The organism is Ekhidna sp. (assembly GCF_039940915.1).
Lineage (GTDB): Bacteria > Bacteroidota > Bacteroidia > Cytophagales > Cyclobacteriaceae > Ekhidna.
This window is the reverse complement of record NZ_JBDVFO010000003.1, coordinates 1,235,062-1,253,202: the sequence shown is the minus strand read 5'-3', so window position 1 is coordinate 1,253,202 and position 18,141 is coordinate 1,235,062. Positions and strand designations below refer to the sequence as shown.

Genomic DNA, 18,141 nt, shown 5'->3' with positions numbered 1-18,141 from the left:
GTTTATTTAGCGACTTGCTAAAAAATCTTTGAAGAATTTAAAATCCTTTGCCATTTTCTGCGATTTCTTTTTCGTTTCAAACAAAGGATCGGTCGCTCTGGGCAAAGAAATGTTTTCATCCAGCGCTGCATTAACAATATCTAGGAATTTACAATGATGTGCAGTGCCCAAAAAGATTCCTTCCTCGTCATCTTTTAACGAGTTTTGAATTGCCTTATACCCAATAGCACTATGCGGATCCAGGACATATCTATTTTCTTCAAAACATGTTCGCATCGCCATTCTTGTTTCATTATCATCCAAGCTAAAACCCTCAACATCTTCAATGATCGCTTGATAAGTTTCGTCAAAGAGCATTTGTAAACGCGTAAAGTTGCTTGGCACGCTCACATCCATGGCGTTTGAAATTGTTGGAATGGTATCTATCGGATTGTAATCACCGTTTTTCAAATACCTTGGAACAACGTCATTTGAATTGGATGCTGCAATGAATCTATGGATCGGCAGTCCCATTCTTTTTGCAAGGATACCTGACGTAATATTCCCATAATTCCCGCTAGGAATACTGAAAACCAGCCTTTTTTCGAATCCTGATTTCATGTAAGGCAGATAATAGTATATAGACTGTGGAAGCCACCTTGCAATGTTTATAGAATTAGCCGAAGACAAATTGACTAGATCATTCAAATCGCTATCCAGGAAAGCTTGCTTAACCAGTGCTTGGCAATCATCAAAGTTGCCATCGATTTCTAAGGCTTGAATATTCCCACCTAATGTTGTCATTTGGCGCTCTTGGAGTGGTGAAACCTTTCCTGATGGATATAAGATAACCACGTTGATGCCCGGCTGATTATGAAAGCCTGAAGCCACTGCCCCACCAGTGTCACCAGAGGTAGCAACAAGAATGGTCGTCTCATGATCATCAGTTTCTTTGAAAAAAGACATTATCCGTGCTAAAAACCGAGCACCTACATCCTTAAAAGCCATTGTTGGACCATGGAACAATTCAAGACATGAGATATGCTCTTCAACCTGAACCAATGGAATATCAAAATTTAGCGCATCATTAACAATGGCCTTGAGTTTCTCTTTCGGTACATCGTCCTGGCAAAAGGAATTTAATACTTCAAAAGCAACTTCTTGTAAAGTCTTCTCTTCTAAAGTAGACAAAAATCCTTCTTCCAATTTTGGAATTTCGATCGGAAAATATAGCCCACTATCACCAGGTAAGCTACTCAATACGGCTTCTCTAAAAGAAGCAACGTTGGTTTTGTTCTTGGTACTAAAAAACTTCATGCTATTACTCTACATCCTTGAAAATCAATACTTGTTCGGTATAAACTGAAATCAAAATCACTATCCAAGTATAAACTTTCGATACCATCGATAGCGGTTTCAATCTCAGCCTCACTTTTAAACAAAGCAAACATGCTAGGACCTGAACCAGAGATATTGAATCCAACAGCACCTGCTTCGGAAACAGTCCTTTTCACTTCATCATAAAAAGGAATAAACCCACTTCTTACCGGTTCAGCAATAAAGTCACTTATTGATCGATTCAACAAGTTGTAATCCTTTGCATAAAGTGCATGTATCAGTCCTGCTACATTACCCCATTGATCCCTTGCCAATGAAATTGGGATCTTACTTGGAAGCAGCTTCTTCGACTCGGCCGTTTTTATCTGCACTTGCGGGAAGATTACGAGCACTTGTAGATCGATTTCTGCTTTGATATCAAATAGGTCCAACGGATCGTAGCTTCTTATTACCTGAAATCCTCCTAAGAGCGATGGTGCAACATTGTCTGCATGGTAGCATTTTGACGCAAATGCTTCTCCCTCTAACGCAAAAGGAATGAGTTCTTTTTTCGAAAAGGGCTTATCCAGCAGTTCATTGACTGCAAATACAGCACCAGCGGCACTACTTGCACTGGAACCCAATCCACTCCCGGGTTTGAAAAATTTCCGTATTGAAATGTCGAATCCTTGATCAATTTCTAGTGCTGAAAGAAGTGCTTTTATGGCGATTGTCGCTACATTTTTATCAGCGTCTTTACTCAAATCAGCACCCTCAACCTGTGCTATTACCAGTTTTGAATCCGTTCTCTTACTGAGCTCCAATTCTTCTCCAATAGAATCCACTGCAAACCCGAATGTATCGTAACCACATCCTACATTGGCAATAGATGCGGGAGCAAAAACTTTTATTTTTTCCATATCCATAAATTAGAAGTCTGACTGAGCAATTCGCAATACATCCGCGAAAATGCCAGAAGCCGTTACCTCCGCTCCCGCTCCTGCTCCTTTGATCACTAAGGGTTGTTCATTGTATCGATTAGTATAGAAAAGCACCACATTATCCTTTCCTTCCAGGTTATAAAATGGGTGAGATGAAGCGATTTCTTTCAAACTTACGGTTCCCACGCCATTAGCATATGAGGCAACTACTTTTAAGCGTGTATTGCTATCTAAAGATTTCTGATAGAGCGATTTAAAGTATTCCTCTTCCGCTTCAACTTTCGCATAAAATTCATCCAGTGTCTCACTTTGCTGACAAGATGATGGAAGAAATGGAGTAGCTTCTAGCTGGTTCATTTCCACGGCATGCCCACTTTCTCTTATCAAGATTAGCAGCTTTCGCATGACATCTTCACCGGAGATGTCTAACCGGGGATCAGGCTCGGTGTAGCCCAGTGCTTTGGCATACTTAATCACTTCGCTAAACGGCTTACTACCATCATACTCATTGAACAAGAAATTAAGCGTTCCGGACAATACAGCTTCCATTTTTATAACCTTATCGCCGCTGCGTATGAGGTCACTCAAAGTAGATAGTACTGGCAAACCTGCACATACATTGGTTTCAATCAAAAACTGGCTCCTGTACCTTTTGGCTGATGATTTAAGCGCTAAATAATCTTCATAGGATCGAGTAGCGGCAATCTTGTTAGGTGTAACAACTGAAATGCTCTTCTTTAATATCTCCAGATAAAGATTCGAAATATCCGGGGCACCTGTGATATCAATAAAAATACTGTTTCTAAAGTTGAGTTCGGTCATTGTATTGATGAAGTCCTTCGTGGAGAACTTCTCCCCTTCATTCAAGTATTTCTCCCATTTAGATAGCGGAATCCCATCCTTATTAAAATTCATTTTCCTTGAATTTGCGACACCAATGGCTTTTATGTTTAATTGATGATGCTTTTTCAAGTAAGAAAACTGTTTCGTTACTTGATTGAGAAATGCCTTCCCTACATTTCCTGTTCCAATTACAAATAGGTTGATCCGCTTTACTTCTGAAAGAAAAAAGCTTTCGTGCAACACATTAAGGGCTTTATTTAAATCAGATTTGGGAATAATCGCAGATATATTTCGCTCCGAAGAACCTTGTGCAATTGCTTTAATGCTAACACCATTCTTTCCTAATACGTTAAACATTTTTCCACTTACACCAACTTGATCTCGCATATTATCTCCTACCAATGCCAATAGTGAATAGCCCTCATCGACAACCAATGATTGAATGGTCTTGCTGTTCTCAGAATTTTTAAACTCAGCTTTGATTGATTTCAATGCTCTTGCTGAATCAGTAGATCTTAAGCCGAGGGTAACGGTATACTCTGCATTCGCATAGGTCGTGAAAACAACATGTACTTTTTCGTCCGCGAGTACCTTAAACAGCCTGGAAAAAAAGTCATCATTACTATGTAAATGATTACCGCTTACTGAGAGCACAGAAATATCATCTGTACTGGCTATGCCTTTTATTAAATCAGTATCGCCTATTCTATTCGAAACAAGAGTTCCTTCTAAGGCTGGCGAAAACGTATTTTTAACCTTCAAAGGAATTCCTTCTTTATAAGCCGGAAGGATACTTTGGAAATACAACACTTTAGCTCCAAAGTGTGACAATTCAAGTGCCTCTCGGTAAGACACATGCTTAAGTGTATGGGATCGATTTACCAACCTTGGATCAGCTGTCATAATTCCATCTACATCGGTCCAAATTTCTACTACTTCAGCTTTTAGAATACTTGCCAAAATTGATGCTGTATAGTCTGATCCCCCTCTGCCCAATGTAGTGGTTTGCTCACCATCTGTTGATGCAATAAACCCTGGAAATACATTTACCTCAGTAAAGCGACTACTAGACTCTTCCAGATTACGCTTTGTCCTTTCAAAATCAACCAGCGCATTTCCAAATGAATTATCAGTCTTGATTATTTGTCTGGAATCAAACAAAGTTGCGTCCACTCCTTCCTTCACCAAAAATGCCGATAAGATTATTGAAGAAAGCAGCTCTCCTGATCCTAGTATAAAATCCAGGCTTTTGTCGGTGAGTTCTTTCAGTAGATAGACGCCTTTGCAAACTTGCCTTAGTTGGTCAAAGACACTCAGAATTTCATTATTTTCGGTTTCTCCAACCAAATCACTGTACAATTTCAAATGATGCTCTTCCAGTTGGAGGAGCAGACTTAGGTAGGATAAATCCCCATGGCAAGCCAACTGACTTACCTGTTGCAGTTCATCAGTCGTATTTCCCGTTGCTGACACTACCACTATCAATGGAAACTTGTCTGATCCAATAATAGCTCTAACTCTCTGCAGTGACTCACTGGAGCCAAGCGAGGAGCCACCAAATTTTAAAACCTTCATATTCATGCAATAAAAAACGCCATCCTGTTCTAGAATGGCGTTTCAATTATTTTTTAAATAAGCAGCAACTACCATTCCTTCCATCGGTAAATACCGGTGGTAATCGTAATAATAGTTGGATTGCTTCTTTTCATTCGGGTTTAAAACTAATCGGGAGTTTCGTGAATCAAAACAAATACCAATAAATAATTCATAATAACTACAATTTTATATTTTAGTCTGATGAAGAAAAAAGCGCTGACCCAGATTGCATTCGAGTCTTTATCCATCGTTTTTGCGGTACTACTCGCCTTAGGACTTAACTCCTATAAACAAGCTTGGGATCTCCAGCGTGAGAGTCAGCTTCTAAAAAAGAATATTTTAAAAGAATGCAGATCGAATCTAGAAAAGTTGGAAGTAGCGATTCAAGAAAATGAAGACTTTCAATTATTTATTGATTCACTCCTTCAATCGGACGAAATCAGAGGGTTTCATTTTAGCTATAACAATGAGCTTTTATCCAGCATATCTTGGAATTTCACCAAGACATCTCGATCATTCCAATATATGGATCCTGTATTTTTAACAGAAGCCGCTGAGGTTTATGAAAACCAGGATTATTACATGCAAATTGCCAACCAAATGTTTGAGCATCTTGGAGATATGATTATGCAAGTAGACAATATCAAACCACGAACACTTACTCAAACGGGTAATTATTATTTAAGTAATTTGATTTCCGCCTCTAAGAATCTCCAAGAAGATTATCAGAATTTCTTGGATAAGAATAAGGACTTGGAACAAAAATCAGAATGACTAACTTGGCGTTTCGAAATTTTAACTCAATATGACCTACCTAATTGTAACCGTTGGATATATTCTCATCCTAGCTGGAATTATCGTTTATAAGAGTCGCTCTGTTAAGAGTGAAGAGGACTTTGTAGTAGCCGGCAGAAATGTCCCCGTTTACCTGCTGGTGGGCACTTTAGTAACCACATGGATAGGTTCCGGAAGTTTGTTTGGAACCGCAGGACTCACTTTTCAGGTAGGTTTCTCGGAGCTATGGTTTTCATTGGGTGCATGGATAGGAATCTTGGCAGTTTATTTTATCGCCGCACGAGTAAGGAGGATTTCGCAGTATACGCTTACTGATATTCTAGAAAAGCGCTACTCTCCTATTGCTCGATTATTGGGTACTATTACAATAATAGTTGCATACCTAATCATTGCCGGCTATCAGTTCAAAGGTGGGGGTCGATTTCTCGCTATTCTCACAGAAGGTTCCATATCCGTGGAACAAGGAACCCTCATTACCTTTCTGATCATCATTGTTTTCACAGCGTTAGCGGGTATGGTCTCTATTGTATCAATAGATATTTTTAATGGCATCATCATGATAGCCGCCATCATACTTGCTGTGCCTTTTGCTATCAATGGATTTGGAGGCTGGGATAATGTAGTAAACACCATTAACGAGGTAAGTCCTGATCATTTATCAATTACTGAAGGACATGAACCCATGTGGTATGTGGGGATCATGCTTCCCACGCTCATACTACTGTTAAGTGAGAGCAGTGTTTACCAAAAATTTTCTGCAGCAAAGGACGCTAAATCGGCAAAAAAAGCTGTGATGGGAATGTTTATTGGTGTCGTTGGGATTGAGTTTCTCATGTGCTTGCTGGCCGTTGTTGGTTTTGCCATTTATGCGCATGATCCCAGATTCTTCATGCCTGATGGATCGGTAAATGCTCCAATGTCTGAGGAGATCATATTGCGAATCGGTTTTGAAAAGCTGCCTGCGTTTGTAGGGTCTTTACTTTTTGCAGGAGGTGCTGCAATCATTCTTTCCACCGGAAACACCTTTCTGATGGTTACCAGCACAAACCTTTCGAGGGATATCATTGAGAAATATTTCATCAAGGGTGCTTCAAATAAACTTAAACTAATTATTCAGCGAACTTCAATTGTGATACTGGGCTTCATCGCCTACCTCATCATGACGCAGTTCGAGGAAATCCTTGCGATGGCATTCATTTCATATACCATGATTGGTGCAGCATTGGCTCCACCACTCCTGGCCACATTCTTCTGGAAGCGAGTAACAAAGCAAGGCGGAGTAGCCTCTATTTTAGCTGGCATGCTTACCGTCATCATCATCGAGGTGTTGAACAGGTCATACGAAGGAAGTCAGCTAGATATTGGTATCATGCAATTTCCGTTTGACTCCCAGATGATTGCCATTCCAGCATTGATTGCATCAGTTGTTGCATTGGTAGTCGTTAGTTTACTTACCAAGCCTACGGCAAAAGAAATAGTCGATCCTTTTTTCGAGAAAGACTGAGTTAAAGTAACTTCGCGCAAACGTTTGAGAAGGCATTAAGTGTATTAATAATTAAATACCATAAAAAGAGCCTTTTCCGACAACATCATTTGTAACCTCACAAAATAAAAATGCAAGAATACGGCGTAAAATCCAGTAAAAGTGATCTTTCAGATTTAGGAATCAAAGTAAAAGAAGCTCATTGGAATCTGAGCCAATCAGAACTCATTGAGGAGACGCTTAAGAGCGGCGAAGGTGTACTAACATCCACTGGAGCTTTAATGTGTGATACGGGTAAGTTTACCGGAAGATCACCTAAGGACCGGTTTGTAGTAAAAGATGCAAATACCGAAGATTCAGTTTGGTGGGGTAATATAAACATCCCATTCTCTGAGGATAATTTCGATAAGCTCTACCAAAAAATGGTAAAGTTTGTAGAGGATAAAAAAGTATATGTACGTGAAGCGTACGCTGGAGCGGACAAGACTCACAGGTTAAGAGTACGGGTCATCAATACGATGGCATGGCACAATTTGTTTGCTTACAACATGTTTCTCAGACCGGAGGCTTATAAAGTAAAGGACTTTGATCCCAACTTCACCATACTTTGTGTTCCTGAATTTCAAGCTGATCCAGAAGTAGACGGTACACGACAGTCTAACTTTGCTATCATCAATTTCACCAAGAAAATGATCCTGATTGGAGGAACCGCCTATTCCGGTGAAATGAAAAAAGGAATTTTTTCTGTCCTCAATTACATGCTCCCTCATGAGCAAAGCGTGCTAAGTATGCACTGCTCTGCAAATATGGGGATAGAAGAAAAAGACACAGCCATATTTTTCGGACTATCAGGCACAGGCAAGACTACCTTATCTGCCGATCCTAATAGACTCTTGATCGGTGATGATGAACATGGTTGGACGGAGCAAAATGTGTTCAATTTCGAAGGAGGTTGTTATGCAAAAGTGATTGACCTTACTGAAGAAAAAGAACCGGATATCTACAAAGCTATTCAGTATGGCGCCATCTTGGAAAACACGCGATTCAAAGAAGGAAGCCGCGAAGTAGACTATGAAAACTCTTCTGTTACTGAAAACACAAGGGCTTCATACCCACTGCATCATATCAGAAATGCCATGGATCCATCCATTGGTGGTATTCCTAAAAACATCTTCTTCCTGACTTGCGATGCTTTTGGAGTTATCCCTCCAATTCAGCGACTTAGCAAAGGACAGGCGATGTATCACTTTATTTCTGGATATACCTCAAAAGTTGCAGGAACAGAAGCTGGAGTAACTGAGCCAGAACCAGTTTTCTCAGCATGTTTTGGTGCCCCTTTCCTCCCACTTCATCCTACAAAGTACGCTGAAATGTTGGGTGAAAAAATGGACAAACATGAAGTAAATGTGTGGTTGATAAACACGGGTTGGACCGGCGGTCCTTATGGCGTAGGAAATCGAATCAGCTTGAAATACACACGAGCAATGATCACCGCTGCTCTTGAAGGGAAGCTTGATAATGTTGGATATAGAAAGCACTCAATTTTTGGTGCTGAAATTCCAACTACATGTCCTAATGTTCCTAACGAAATCCTTAGTCCTCGTGAAACTTGGAAAAACGATTCTGCATTCTATGAAAAGGCAAATGACCTTGCCTCACGATTCGTTGAGAACTTCAAGAAGTTTGAGAATTTTGCCAATGATGAAATCATGGCAGGAGCTCCAAAACCAAGCGAAAGTCACTGATAACAAATTTCTATTATCACAAAACCCTGACCATAATGGTCAGGGTTTTTTTATGTCTAAAAAAAATTAACTTCATACAACCTTTAAACATTACCTCCATCCTACACATAGAAAACGCCAATTAACCGTGACCGAAACACAAATAGTATGGATAAAGCAATTGAAGAAAGGGAACGAATTGGCGGCTTTTAATTTATACAACAGCTACTCTAAGGCCATGTACAACACACTTGCAAGAATTACAAACGATACAGAAGTGGCAAAAGACCTACTTCAGGAGTCATTTGTAAGCGCATTCAAGAAAATACATGACCTGGAAGATCCAAAGGCGTTTGGTGGTTGGCTGAAGCGAATAGTCGTAAATATGGGACTAGCGTATGTTCGGAAAAAGAAATATCATTTCGAAGATATTGAAGGACAGGAAGTCATAGAAAGTGAGGATGTTGACGGATCGCTCATTGATGACAACACGTTGCATAACGCCATCAAAGAGTTGCCTGATGGCTGCAGAACAGTGCTCTGCTTGCACCTTTTGGAAGGTTACAAGCACAAAGAAATAGCTGATCAACTAGCAATTACCGAGTCAACTTCTAAAACGCAGTATAGGCACGCCAAAAAATTATTAAAAACTAAACTTCAACATCACTATGAATATTGAAGAACTAATAAAACAGCGAAAAGAACAGCTGGATGTAGAAACCCCACCTGTTGAAATGTGGGACGAAATTAAGAAAGATTGGAAGTCTGAGAAAACAATGTCATGGTGGAAGGTGGCTGCCGTCATCTTTATCACCACTTCTTTGGGACTCCTCCTTCACAATATCTCTTTGCAAAATCGTGTGGAAGAACTGGCGACTCTTGGCGACATTTCTGAAGAGTATCGCTCAATGGAGAATAGCTATGTAACACAGATCAAAGCACTAGAATCAAGCATTGAAATAAATCAGGTTAAATCGAAAGATGACTTTTATTGGATTTTTGAAGAGCTTAATGCGCTTGATGAGATCAATAACCTCTACCGCAAAGACATTGGGAAAATTAATGAGGAACAGCTTATCGGCGTTCTGATTGATTGTTATGAGAAGAAAATACGCTTGCTTAAAAAACTAGAACTAGAAATAAAAAGGACTAATAAATTCGAAAACAATGAAGAAACTAATACTCATAGCGTTAGCCTGTAGTTTATCTGCAGCAGCATTTGCGAAAAAAAGTGGCGAAACACGCACGGCAACAGTAAAGACTGAAATATCAGGCTCAGATATAATTAACATTAGAGCCAAGGATACCGAGCTTATCGTAGAAACATGGGATAAAAATGAAGTGGAGATTGTAGCTACAATTCGATTTGATGGTGAAATGAGCAACAAAATGGAAAACTTTCTAGCAGAGTTTGAAGAAAATGTCAAAAACAACATTTCAATGACAGGCGGAGAGCTTGAAATTGACGCCAATTTAGATATTCCTAATAAAATTCAGATTGGAAGTAAAAATATTGGGATAAACGTTTCATTTGGGGACAAGGAACTCAAATTAACCTATAAGATAAAAGCGCCAAAAGCCAATAAATATATCATCTCTAGTTCCTACCAGGACGTACGACTCGTTGGAAGCTTTGACAAATTAGATCTTACTCAGTATTCAGGTGATCTTGAAGCTGGAATTATCAAATCTGCAAACATGAATCTCAAGTATGGAACAGCTTCCTTTGAAAGCATCAATGAGGGTGAAATGGAATTGTATGAGCAAAAACTTGAGATTAATACTCTCGGTGTTTTAGAACTAAATGCTAAGTACTCAAACTTAGAATTTGAAAAAGTCGATAAACTGGAAGTCGTAGCTTACGAATCAGATTTTGAAATTGGGATGATTACAGAGATGAAGGGAAATATGAAGTACGGCGAAGTAAATATTGCTGAGAGCATTGAAAATGCAAAATTTGAATTTTATGAAATGAGTATCGAAGCAGCTGAAGCTGGGACAATTGAGTTAGAAGATAGCAAGTACAGCAAATTTGAATTTGGTACAGTAAGCACAATAACTTTTGATCAATCTTATGAAGATGAAACAGATATCGGTACCGTTGACTCTTTTGAAAGTAAGAATTCTAAATATGGGAACCATACCATTGATTTACTCAAAGGCAACTTGAAACTTTATGCATATGAAGATGAAATAGCAATTGATGATCTCGGGAACAATGCCACAGAATTAATAATCGATGGTAAATACATCGATGCCTCAATCGGAATTGGAACTGCCAGCTTCAATCTAATGACCAATGTGAAGTACGGAAAGGTCATCTACGATGAATCGACTGTCGAAGTAAAGCGCTACATAAAAGATGGAGATCAATTAGAAATCGAAGCTAAGTCAAAAACCGAATCTACGAATCCAATTCTTATCTCAGTGAAGGGATATGAAGTTGATGTTAAGTTGAACTAATTATTGAATTTCTATTAATTCGACTTCAAAGGCTAGAATAACATTTGGAGCTATTGTATTAGAACCTCTCGTTCCATAACAATACCTGGAGGGTGCGAAAAACTTGATTTTTCCACCCTCTTTCATTTCGGGAAGCATAATCTGCCAAGCCTCAACAAGGTTGTCCAAGCCGAAGAGCGTAGGCTCCGTTTGCCCATCAAATACGTCTCCGTTTAAAAATGAACCTTCATAGATTACTGATACAACACCATCAGCCAATGGAGATTCTCCTGTACCTTCTTTGATCACGGTATACCGAATTCCGGATGAATGAGTTTCAAATGCAATATCACTCTCCGTCAACAACTCATCAATGAGCAACCCTTCAACTTCTAACAACTCATCTTCACTATCAATGATAGCCACCACTTCGATCTCAAAAACAACAATCTTATTCGGGTCAACCGTGGCATTACCACTGACACCAAACGCATATCCCGAAGGAGAATACACGGTGATCGAACCTCCTTCCATCAATTTGGGCACCATCAAAGCCCATGATCTAATGACCTGATTCGTTAAATTAATGGTGAAGCCTATGGTATCTAATAAAAGAATATTGCCGTCCAGATCAGTAGTCGTGAACTTCGCTACAATTTGGTCTCCCAATTGCACTTGCTCACCATCACCTTGATTGTTAAGCACGTATCGAATGCCTGATTCATCTATTTCAGTATCAATATTATTGAAAGTCAGGTGATTTTCGATCAAGGCTTGATCGAAGGCCAACTGCTCTTCGAAAGTAGGCCCATCATTGTCCTCACCACACCCCATGAACATGATCAGAAGTGAAATTGATATAACTAATTGTATTTTTTTCATCATTATCGTATTATCCAAAAAGTGCTCCCGCAATTGTTGCGGTCATCATTGTTGCCAGTGTAGCTGCCACTAGTGCTCTAAATCCCAACTTAGACAGGTCTGCTTGTCGCTCAGGCGCCATACTTCCTATCCCTCCAATTTGAATGGCTATAGAGCTAAAGTTAGCAAAGCCACATAGTGCGTAGGTCGAAATGATGATAGACTTCTCCGAAAGTAATCCAGCCGACTTCATATCCGCTAGGCTCAGGTAAGCTACAAATTCATTTATAACCGTTTTTTGCCCCAGCAAACTTCCAACTTTTATCGTTTCTGACCATTCCACCCCCATGATAAACGCAAAAATTCTGAAAACTTGTCCTAGGATATACTGAAGCGAAAAGCCATCAAACGCTCCATTTGTTGTTCGCACAACAAACTCATTCAATCCGGTCCACTCACCTATACCATCAACAAGAATCCAGTTTAAGGCGAATATTACAGCAATGAAAGCAAGTAGCATTCCTGCAATGTTCAACGCCAACTTCACTCCATCGGAGGCTCCACTGGCTAAGGCATCTACAAGATTCACTCCAATATTCTCCTTATTTACCTTAAGACTCCCATCAATCCGTTCTGGTTCGTTTTCAGGTAGAAAAATTTTTGCCATTACAATTGCTGCAGGGGCATTCATAATGGATGCACTCAATAAATATGTCGCAAAAATTTGTTGCTGTTCTGGATCTCCACCTCCTAAAAAAGAAACATAGGCGCCAAGCACACTCCCGGCAATGGTGGCCATGCCACCAGTCATCAGGCAGTTTAGCTCGGAATTCGTCATTTTCCCAATGAAAGGTCGAACGAGCAGTGGAGCCTCTGTCTGTCCTAAAAATATATTACCTGCTGCTGACAAACTCTCTGCCCCTGATAGTCTCATCGTCTTGGCCATCAGCCAAGCAAACCCGTAGACAATTTTTTGAAGTAGTCCTAAGTAGTACAATCCTGCGGTAACCGCAGAGAAAAAGATAACCGTAGGTAACGCCTGAAAAACAAATAGAAATCCTAGACTATGGTTGGCGTTGACAGCATCACTATTCTTTGCTAAGTCGCCATACAAAAATTCTGCACCCTTAAGCCCAAAATTTAGAAATTTGACAAACCCGGCACTTACCAAAGAAAATAACTGATTGACAAAATCAACATTGGCAATCATGAGTCCGATTACCACCTGTATGGCTATGCCAATGCCTACCAACCTAAAATCTACCTGCTTTCGATTACCAGACAATGCCCAGGCAATGCCCACCAATCCTACCAATCCAGCGATTCCTCTTAGGTATTCCATGTTTTAGTTGCGCTTATTTAGCACATCCCTGATTCGAGCTGCCTTTTCATAGTCTTCTTTGTCCAAGGCATCGGTAAGGAGTTTCTCTAATTCAGCTGAGGGAAGGTCTTCAATGCTTGTTTTTTCAGTCTGAGGAACATCAGCATGGGTGATTTCTTCCTCATATTCATCCGTCAAGACAATGCCCGCTTCCGTCAGAATACTTTCATTCGTGTAGAAATCTACGTTAAAACGCAGGCCAATTGCTATGGCATCTGATGGCCTGGAGTCTATTTCAAAAGTTTTGCCATTTTGCTCGCAAATGATTCTTGCGAAGAAAACGCCTTCTTTTAAATCAGAGATATAAACTTCCTTGATGTCGATATCAAAATTATGCGAGAAGGCCTTGAATAGGTCATGTGTCATCGGGCGATTGGGCACAATTTTCTCAATCTCAATGGCTATCGCCTGAGCTTCAAACATCCCGATTATTATGGGTAATCTTCTATTTCCGCCTGATTCACCTAAGACGAGCGCAAAAGAGCCTGACTGGGACTGACTCGAGGACAGTCCCAATATCTCTAGCTTTATTTTATCATCGGCCATTAACCCTGTGCCTTCTTAATTGCTTCTGTAAGTTTTGGAATAACATCAAAAGCGTCTCCAACTACACCATAATCAGCCGCCTTGAAAAAAGGAGCTTCTGGATCCTTGTTGACTACCAAAATGTATTTCGAAGAGTTTACCCCAGCTAAATGCTGAATTGCTCCCGAAATTCCAATAGCAATATACAGAGATGGGCTTACTTTAATGCCTGTTTGTCCCACATGCTCATGGTGAGGTCTCCAATCCATATCAGAAACGGGCTTACTGCAGCCTGTAGCTGCACCCAGTGCTTTCGCTAAATCTTCAACCATTCCCCAATTTTCTGGACCTTTAAGTCCCCTTCCACCAGAGACCACAAGGTCAGCTTCAGGTAACAAGATGTCTCCTTCGGCTTTCTCTACTTTCGTTGTTTTTACTGTGAAATCTGAATCATTCACACTTGGAGAAAATTCAGCCACTTCCGGCACTCCACCATCTTCTTTAATGGCAATTGCATTCTTCTTAATGATGATGATTTTCTTCTCACCTACTAAATCTGTATTAGCAAAGGCTTTGCCGGTGTATATGCTCTTCTTCACAGAATAGCCTCCAGATGTATCTGGCAGGTCTGTTACGTTGGAAGCAAGCGCTGCATCCACTTTGATAGATACTCTTGCTGATACAGCATCACCTAAAGAGCTCTTAGCCAAAATCAAAAGGTCTGCTCCCTCCTGATTCATAGCTTCAGCGATCGCAGAAGCATAGGCCATGATATTGGGTGAAGCCAATTTTTCGTCTGTCACATGGAGCACTTTGGTGGCTCCAGCCTTCCCTATCTCATCCAGATCAGCAACCTGACCAAACACGATTGCTGTAACGCCACCTGCTGCTGCTTGTGCATAGCTTACAGCCTCTAGCGATGATTTCTTTACTTTACCTTCGTCCGTTTCTACAAATGCTAGTGCTGCCATTTTATATAACTTTTGCTTCGTTTTTCAATAAATTAACTAACTCATCCATGTTATCTGGATCCACCAACTTTACATCTCCTTTTGCAGGTGGCAGTTCAAATTTGCTTACTTTCGTTTTTGGTGCGTCTCCTGTAGGTTCTTTCACCTCCAAAGGTTTAGTCCTTGCGCTCATGATTCCTCTCATATTTGGAATTTTCCATTCTGCAATGGGTTCCTGACATCCAGCAACGAATGGAAGCGGTAGTTCCATGTATTCCTTGCCTCCCTCGATTTCTCTTGAAATCTTGGCTGTCTGTCCTTCAATATCTAATGTCATTACCGGTGAAACCGAAGGAATTCCTAAAAGCTCACCAACCATTCCATGCACTTGTCCTCCGTTAAAGTCAATGGATTCACGACCCATTAGAATAAGGTCATATCCGCCATCCGTGGCAACCGCTGCAATTTGCTTTGCGACAAAAAGGGCATCTTCTGGAAAAGCGTTAATGCGAACAGCATCATCTGCTCCAATTGCCAATGCCTTTCTTATCGTTGGTTCTGACTCAGCTTCTCCGACATTAAGTACCGTAATACTTCCACCGGACTGCTCTTTCAACTCCACTGCTCTTGCTAACGCATAATCGTCGTATGGGCCGATGATAAATTGAACTCCATTTTTGTCAAATTTTGTATCACCATCTGTGAATGCAATGCGCGAGGTTGTATCTGGCACATGCGTAATACACACTAATATTTTCATTTATTTGTTGAACGTTTTTAAAACAAACAAGCTGGAGACGAAACGGTTCAGTCTCTCATTTTTTCGAACCTCGAAGTTAGCAATAATGGCGAATTTGGGAAGCTTTAGGAATAGCCTTTTTATTCAAAAAAAATTCAAGAACTCAAAGGATGCATCAAATACGATGGATTCAATTGCGTGGATATCTCACACACTCTAAATGTAATCTATAATACCAATGATAATCAGATATTTATGGAATTTTTTTAAATTATACCATTAATGATTAATGCCTCTATTGGCCTTTCTCCTTCTTTGCATAGCTGCACCTTCCAGTCAGTGTTAACATACTTTCACCAGGCAGTTATCCACTCTTTCAGATTTGTGACGTTCCTGTCTTTTCAGCATCAGAATTTAATTTGACGGGTAAATGACGGGTATATTACAAGTGATTTTCTTGGCAAGCACGGGTCGATATGAATAGAATTGCCAGAAAAAAATGGACGAAATGAGACAACCTGAACTTGGAAAACGATTAATCGAACTTCGACAGCAAAAGAGCTTGACGCAGGAAGAGCTTGTTGAAGCATGCAATGTAAGCGTAAGAACAATTCAGCGAATTGAATCAGGTGAAGTGACACCCAGAACTTCTACGATAAAAATTCTGCTTACCGCACTCGATGCAGACTTTGAAACTTTTAAAAAAGCCATCGAATCAAATAAGTCGGATTCCTACCTCCGATCCACTGAGACATGGCTTCAAATAGCGTGGATTTCAGGAATTGTATATTTCGTTTTGGGATTCTTAGATGGCATACTTGAATATGAACGGTTTGAAAATTCATACGAGGTAGATGCTGTTCCTTTTTACATCGCTACCAAAATCTTCTATTTCATTTTCTATTCCTTCTTCATTTTCGGCTTTGTGAAGCTTGGTGATTACTTTTCCAATTACCTGATCAAAATATCATCCTTCTTACTGATTGGGTTATTCGCCATTTGGACCTTCTTTGACATATTCACGATCTACTATGAGATGAGTGAGAGTAACCTATGGTCATTGGGTGCTGGCGAGTCCATTTCTTACGGCGCACTTACCATTGTATTCGGTATTGGATTGATGCGGCTACAGGACGGCATGGGACAACTTGCTAAAATTGCCGGCATACTTGAACTATTGGCTGGATTCTTTTTTGCTGTTGTCATACTCTTCTTCTTAGGGTACATGGTTCTGGTACCAGCGATCATTATCGAAATCGTTTTACTCTACAAGGGATTTGAATTCATCAAATCTGAACTAAAAGCCTAAACCCTATGAAAATATCAAGCTGCTTACTCGGGCTCATTGGCCTGGGATGGTTGATCTATTGCCTTTTTCAGCCCATTTTTGATCAATTTTTTGGATGGGATACGCTACCCAGAGAAGTCTTCACCCAAAAGTTTGAGGGCGTAGAAGAAACAGGTTTTGAGAAAGAGATTGAAGCATCCAAAAGACTAATTGACAGCATTCAAGCTGCATCTAGCGCACCATCCATCTCCGTTGCAGCCATGATCAATGGCAAAATGGTATGGACCTATGCTGTAGGATTTCAAAACATAGCTAGACAGATAGCTGCAGACACCAGCACACAATATCGCATCGGTAGCACTTCAAAAGCGCTAACATCCCTGGGGTTAGGCAAAATGATTGAAGTTGGTGAAATCCATCCCGACTCCTCTATTCAATATTATACCCATGCATTTATGGATAAACCAAACATCTCAATTCGTCAGCTAGCTTCTCATCAATCTGGCTTAAGAAACTACGATGTTTGCTTGTGTTTCCCTATTTGGGAATACTATAGAAACAAGCAGTTTGGTAGTATAGCAGAAAGCGTTGCGGATTTTGAATCAGATGAACTGCTTTTCGCTCCTGGAGACGAATTCGCCTACAGTTCTTTCAACTTCTCTGCGCTAAGCCTTGCCATGGACAATGTATCAATAAATGGTTACCTGGATTACATGACTGAACACGTTTTCAAAACACTTGGAATGAATCAAACGCTACCAGATCAACAGAATGTAGAACTAAAGGATCGGTCCATTCCATATGAAGTATATGAAAACATGTACCGAGAAGCTGCTGAAGTTAACCTCAGCAATAAATGGGCTGGAGGAGGGTTTCTATCCACCCCTTCGGATCTCGTACGCGCTGGGAATGTTTTGCTGAATTCAACTTTCTTAGGCCCAGAGACCATAGATTTATTGACCAGTCCTCAGCGTCTAAATAATGACTCCATCAATGTCCAAAATTATGCAATGGGCTGGCGTCACAATTATTCCAAACGGTATTTCGATGGTGAACAAGCAATTGAAATCATTCATCATGGAGGTATGGCCATGGGTGGGCAGGCTTTGCTGGTGGTTTACCCAGCCTATGATTTGACATTGGCACTTACACTTAACAAAGGAGAAGCGGAAGGTAATTTTCAGCTATTCGACTACATCACCCCTATTGGCGAGGTATTCATCTCGAAGCTTAATAGTCATGATTCGATATTGTAGTTTTGCATAAAACTCACTAAA

16 protein-coding genes are annotated in these 18,141 nt (G+C 40.2%); 8 read left to right on the top strand and 8 right to left on the bottom strand.

Annotation, left to right across the window (positions count from 1 at the left end):
* Positions 1–6: 6 nt before the first annotated feature.
* Genes thrC through thrA form a run of 3 tightly spaced genes read right to left on the bottom strand, consistent with a single transcriptional unit; the run spans position 7 to position 4,655 of the window.
* A complete protein-coding gene (gene thrC / locus ABJF57_RS20595; protein WP_462234886.1) occupies positions 7–1,296 on the bottom strand; it encodes a threonine synthase in 1,290 nt (429 codons plus the stop codon).
* Positions 1,293–2,216 (bottom strand): homoserine kinase, encoded by a 924-nt coding sequence (locus ABJF57_RS20590; RefSeq protein WP_462234887.1) that lies wholly within the window; start codon positions 2,214–2,216, stop codon positions 1,293–1,295. Before ABJF57_RS20590 ends, thrC begins: the two co-directional genes overlap by 4 nt.
* A 9-nt stretch (positions 2,217–2,225) precedes the next feature.
* Positions 2,226–4,655, bottom strand: a complete 2,430-nt coding sequence (gene thrA / locus ABJF57_RS20585; protein WP_462234889.1) for a bifunctional aspartate kinase/homoserine dehydrogenase I — start codon at positions 4,653–4,655, stop codon at positions 2,226–2,228.
* A 222-nt stretch (positions 4,656–4,877) separates the two neighbouring features.
* On the opposite strand from thrA, the gene ABJF57_RS20580 reads away from it, so the two are divergent.
* The 6 genes from ABJF57_RS20580 to ABJF57_RS20555 all read left to right on the top strand — a co-directional run bounded on the left by ABJF57_RS20580 (position 4,878) and on the right by ABJF57_RS20555 (position 11,141).
* Positions 4,878–5,450 (top strand): hypothetical protein, encoded by a 573-nt coding sequence (locus ABJF57_RS20580; protein WP_462234891.1) that lies wholly within the window; start codon positions 4,878–4,880, stop codon positions 5,448–5,450.
* A 31-nt stretch (positions 5,451–5,481) separates the two neighbouring features.
* Entirely contained in the window at positions 5,482–6,975 is a 1,494-nt protein-coding gene (locus ABJF57_RS20575; protein ID WP_462234892.1) for a sodium:solute symporter family protein, read from the top strand.
* A gap of 110 nt (positions 6,976–7,085) precedes the next feature.
* On the top strand, positions 7,086–8,699 hold the full coding sequence (pckA, locus tag ABJF57_RS20570) for a phosphoenolpyruvate carboxykinase (ATP) (RefSeq protein WP_462234894.1): 1,614 nt from the start codon (positions 7,086–7,088) through the stop codon (positions 8,697–8,699).
* A 127-nt stretch (positions 8,700–8,826) separates the two neighbouring features.
* Entirely contained in the window at positions 8,827–9,357 is a 531-nt protein-coding gene (locus ABJF57_RS20565; protein ID WP_462234896.1) for an RNA polymerase sigma factor, read from the top strand.
* The gene (locus ABJF57_RS20560) at positions 9,347–9,880 is read left to right on the top strand and encodes a hypothetical protein (RefSeq protein WP_462234898.1); all 534 of its coding nucleotides are present in this window, start codon (positions 9,347–9,349) and stop codon (positions 9,878–9,880) included. Before ABJF57_RS20565 ends, ABJF57_RS20560 begins: the two co-directional genes overlap by 11 nt.
* Positions 9,846–11,141 carry a hypothetical protein gene (locus ABJF57_RS20555; RefSeq protein WP_462234900.1) on the top strand — a complete coding sequence of 432 codons (1,296 nt, stop codon included), beginning with the start codon at positions 9,846–9,848 and terminating at the stop codon, positions 11,139–11,141. The genes ABJF57_RS20560 and ABJF57_RS20555 overlap by 35 nt, the downstream gene beginning before the upstream one ends.
* On the opposite strand, the gene ABJF57_RS20550 is transcribed toward ABJF57_RS20555, so the two are convergent.
* From ABJF57_RS20550 to ABJF57_RS20530, 5 genes are read right to left on the bottom strand one after another with little or no spacing between them, the layout of a single operon-like run.
* Entirely contained in the window at positions 11,142–12,005 is an 864-nt protein-coding gene (locus ABJF57_RS20550) for an FKBP-type peptidyl-prolyl cis-trans isomerase (RefSeq protein WP_462234902.1), read from the bottom strand.
* Between the two features lie 7 nt (positions 12,006–12,012).
* Positions 12,013–13,323 carry a NupC/NupG family nucleoside CNT transporter gene (locus ABJF57_RS20545; protein WP_462234904.1) on the bottom strand — a complete coding sequence of 437 codons (1,311 nt, stop codon included), beginning with the start codon at positions 13,321–13,323 and terminating at the stop codon, positions 12,013–12,015.
* A 3-nt stretch (positions 13,324–13,326) separates the two neighbouring features.
* Positions 13,327–13,908 (bottom strand): bifunctional nuclease family protein, encoded by a 582-nt coding sequence (locus ABJF57_RS20540; protein ID WP_462234906.1) that lies wholly within the window; start codon positions 13,906–13,908, stop codon positions 13,327–13,329.
* Positions 13,908–14,858, bottom strand: a complete 951-nt coding sequence (locus ABJF57_RS20535) for an electron transfer flavoprotein subunit alpha/FixB family protein (RefSeq protein ID WP_462234907.1) — start codon at positions 14,856–14,858, stop codon at positions 13,908–13,910. The genes ABJF57_RS20540 and ABJF57_RS20535 overlap by 1 nt, the downstream gene beginning before the upstream one ends.
* A gap of 1 nt (position 14,859) precedes the next feature.
* Positions 14,860–15,597 carry an electron transfer flavoprotein subunit beta/FixA family protein gene (locus tag ABJF57_RS20530; RefSeq protein ID WP_462234910.1) on the bottom strand — a complete coding sequence of 246 codons (738 nt, stop codon included), beginning with the start codon at positions 15,595–15,597 and terminating at the stop codon, positions 14,860–14,862.
* Between the two features lie 487 nt (positions 15,598–16,084).
* Between ABJF57_RS20530 and ABJF57_RS20525 the strand changes: the two genes are divergently transcribed.
* Positions 16,085–16,885: a helix-turn-helix domain-containing protein gene (locus ABJF57_RS20525; protein ID WP_462234912.1), complete on the top strand. Its 801-nt coding sequence runs from the start codon at positions 16,085–16,087 to the stop codon at positions 16,883–16,885.
* 5 nt (positions 16,886–16,890) lie between these two features.
* Positions 16,891–18,120 (top strand): serine hydrolase domain-containing protein, encoded by a 1,230-nt coding sequence (locus tag ABJF57_RS20520; protein WP_462234914.1) that lies wholly within the window; start codon positions 16,891–16,893, stop codon positions 18,118–18,120.
* Positions 18,121–18,141 lie beyond the last annotated feature (21 nt).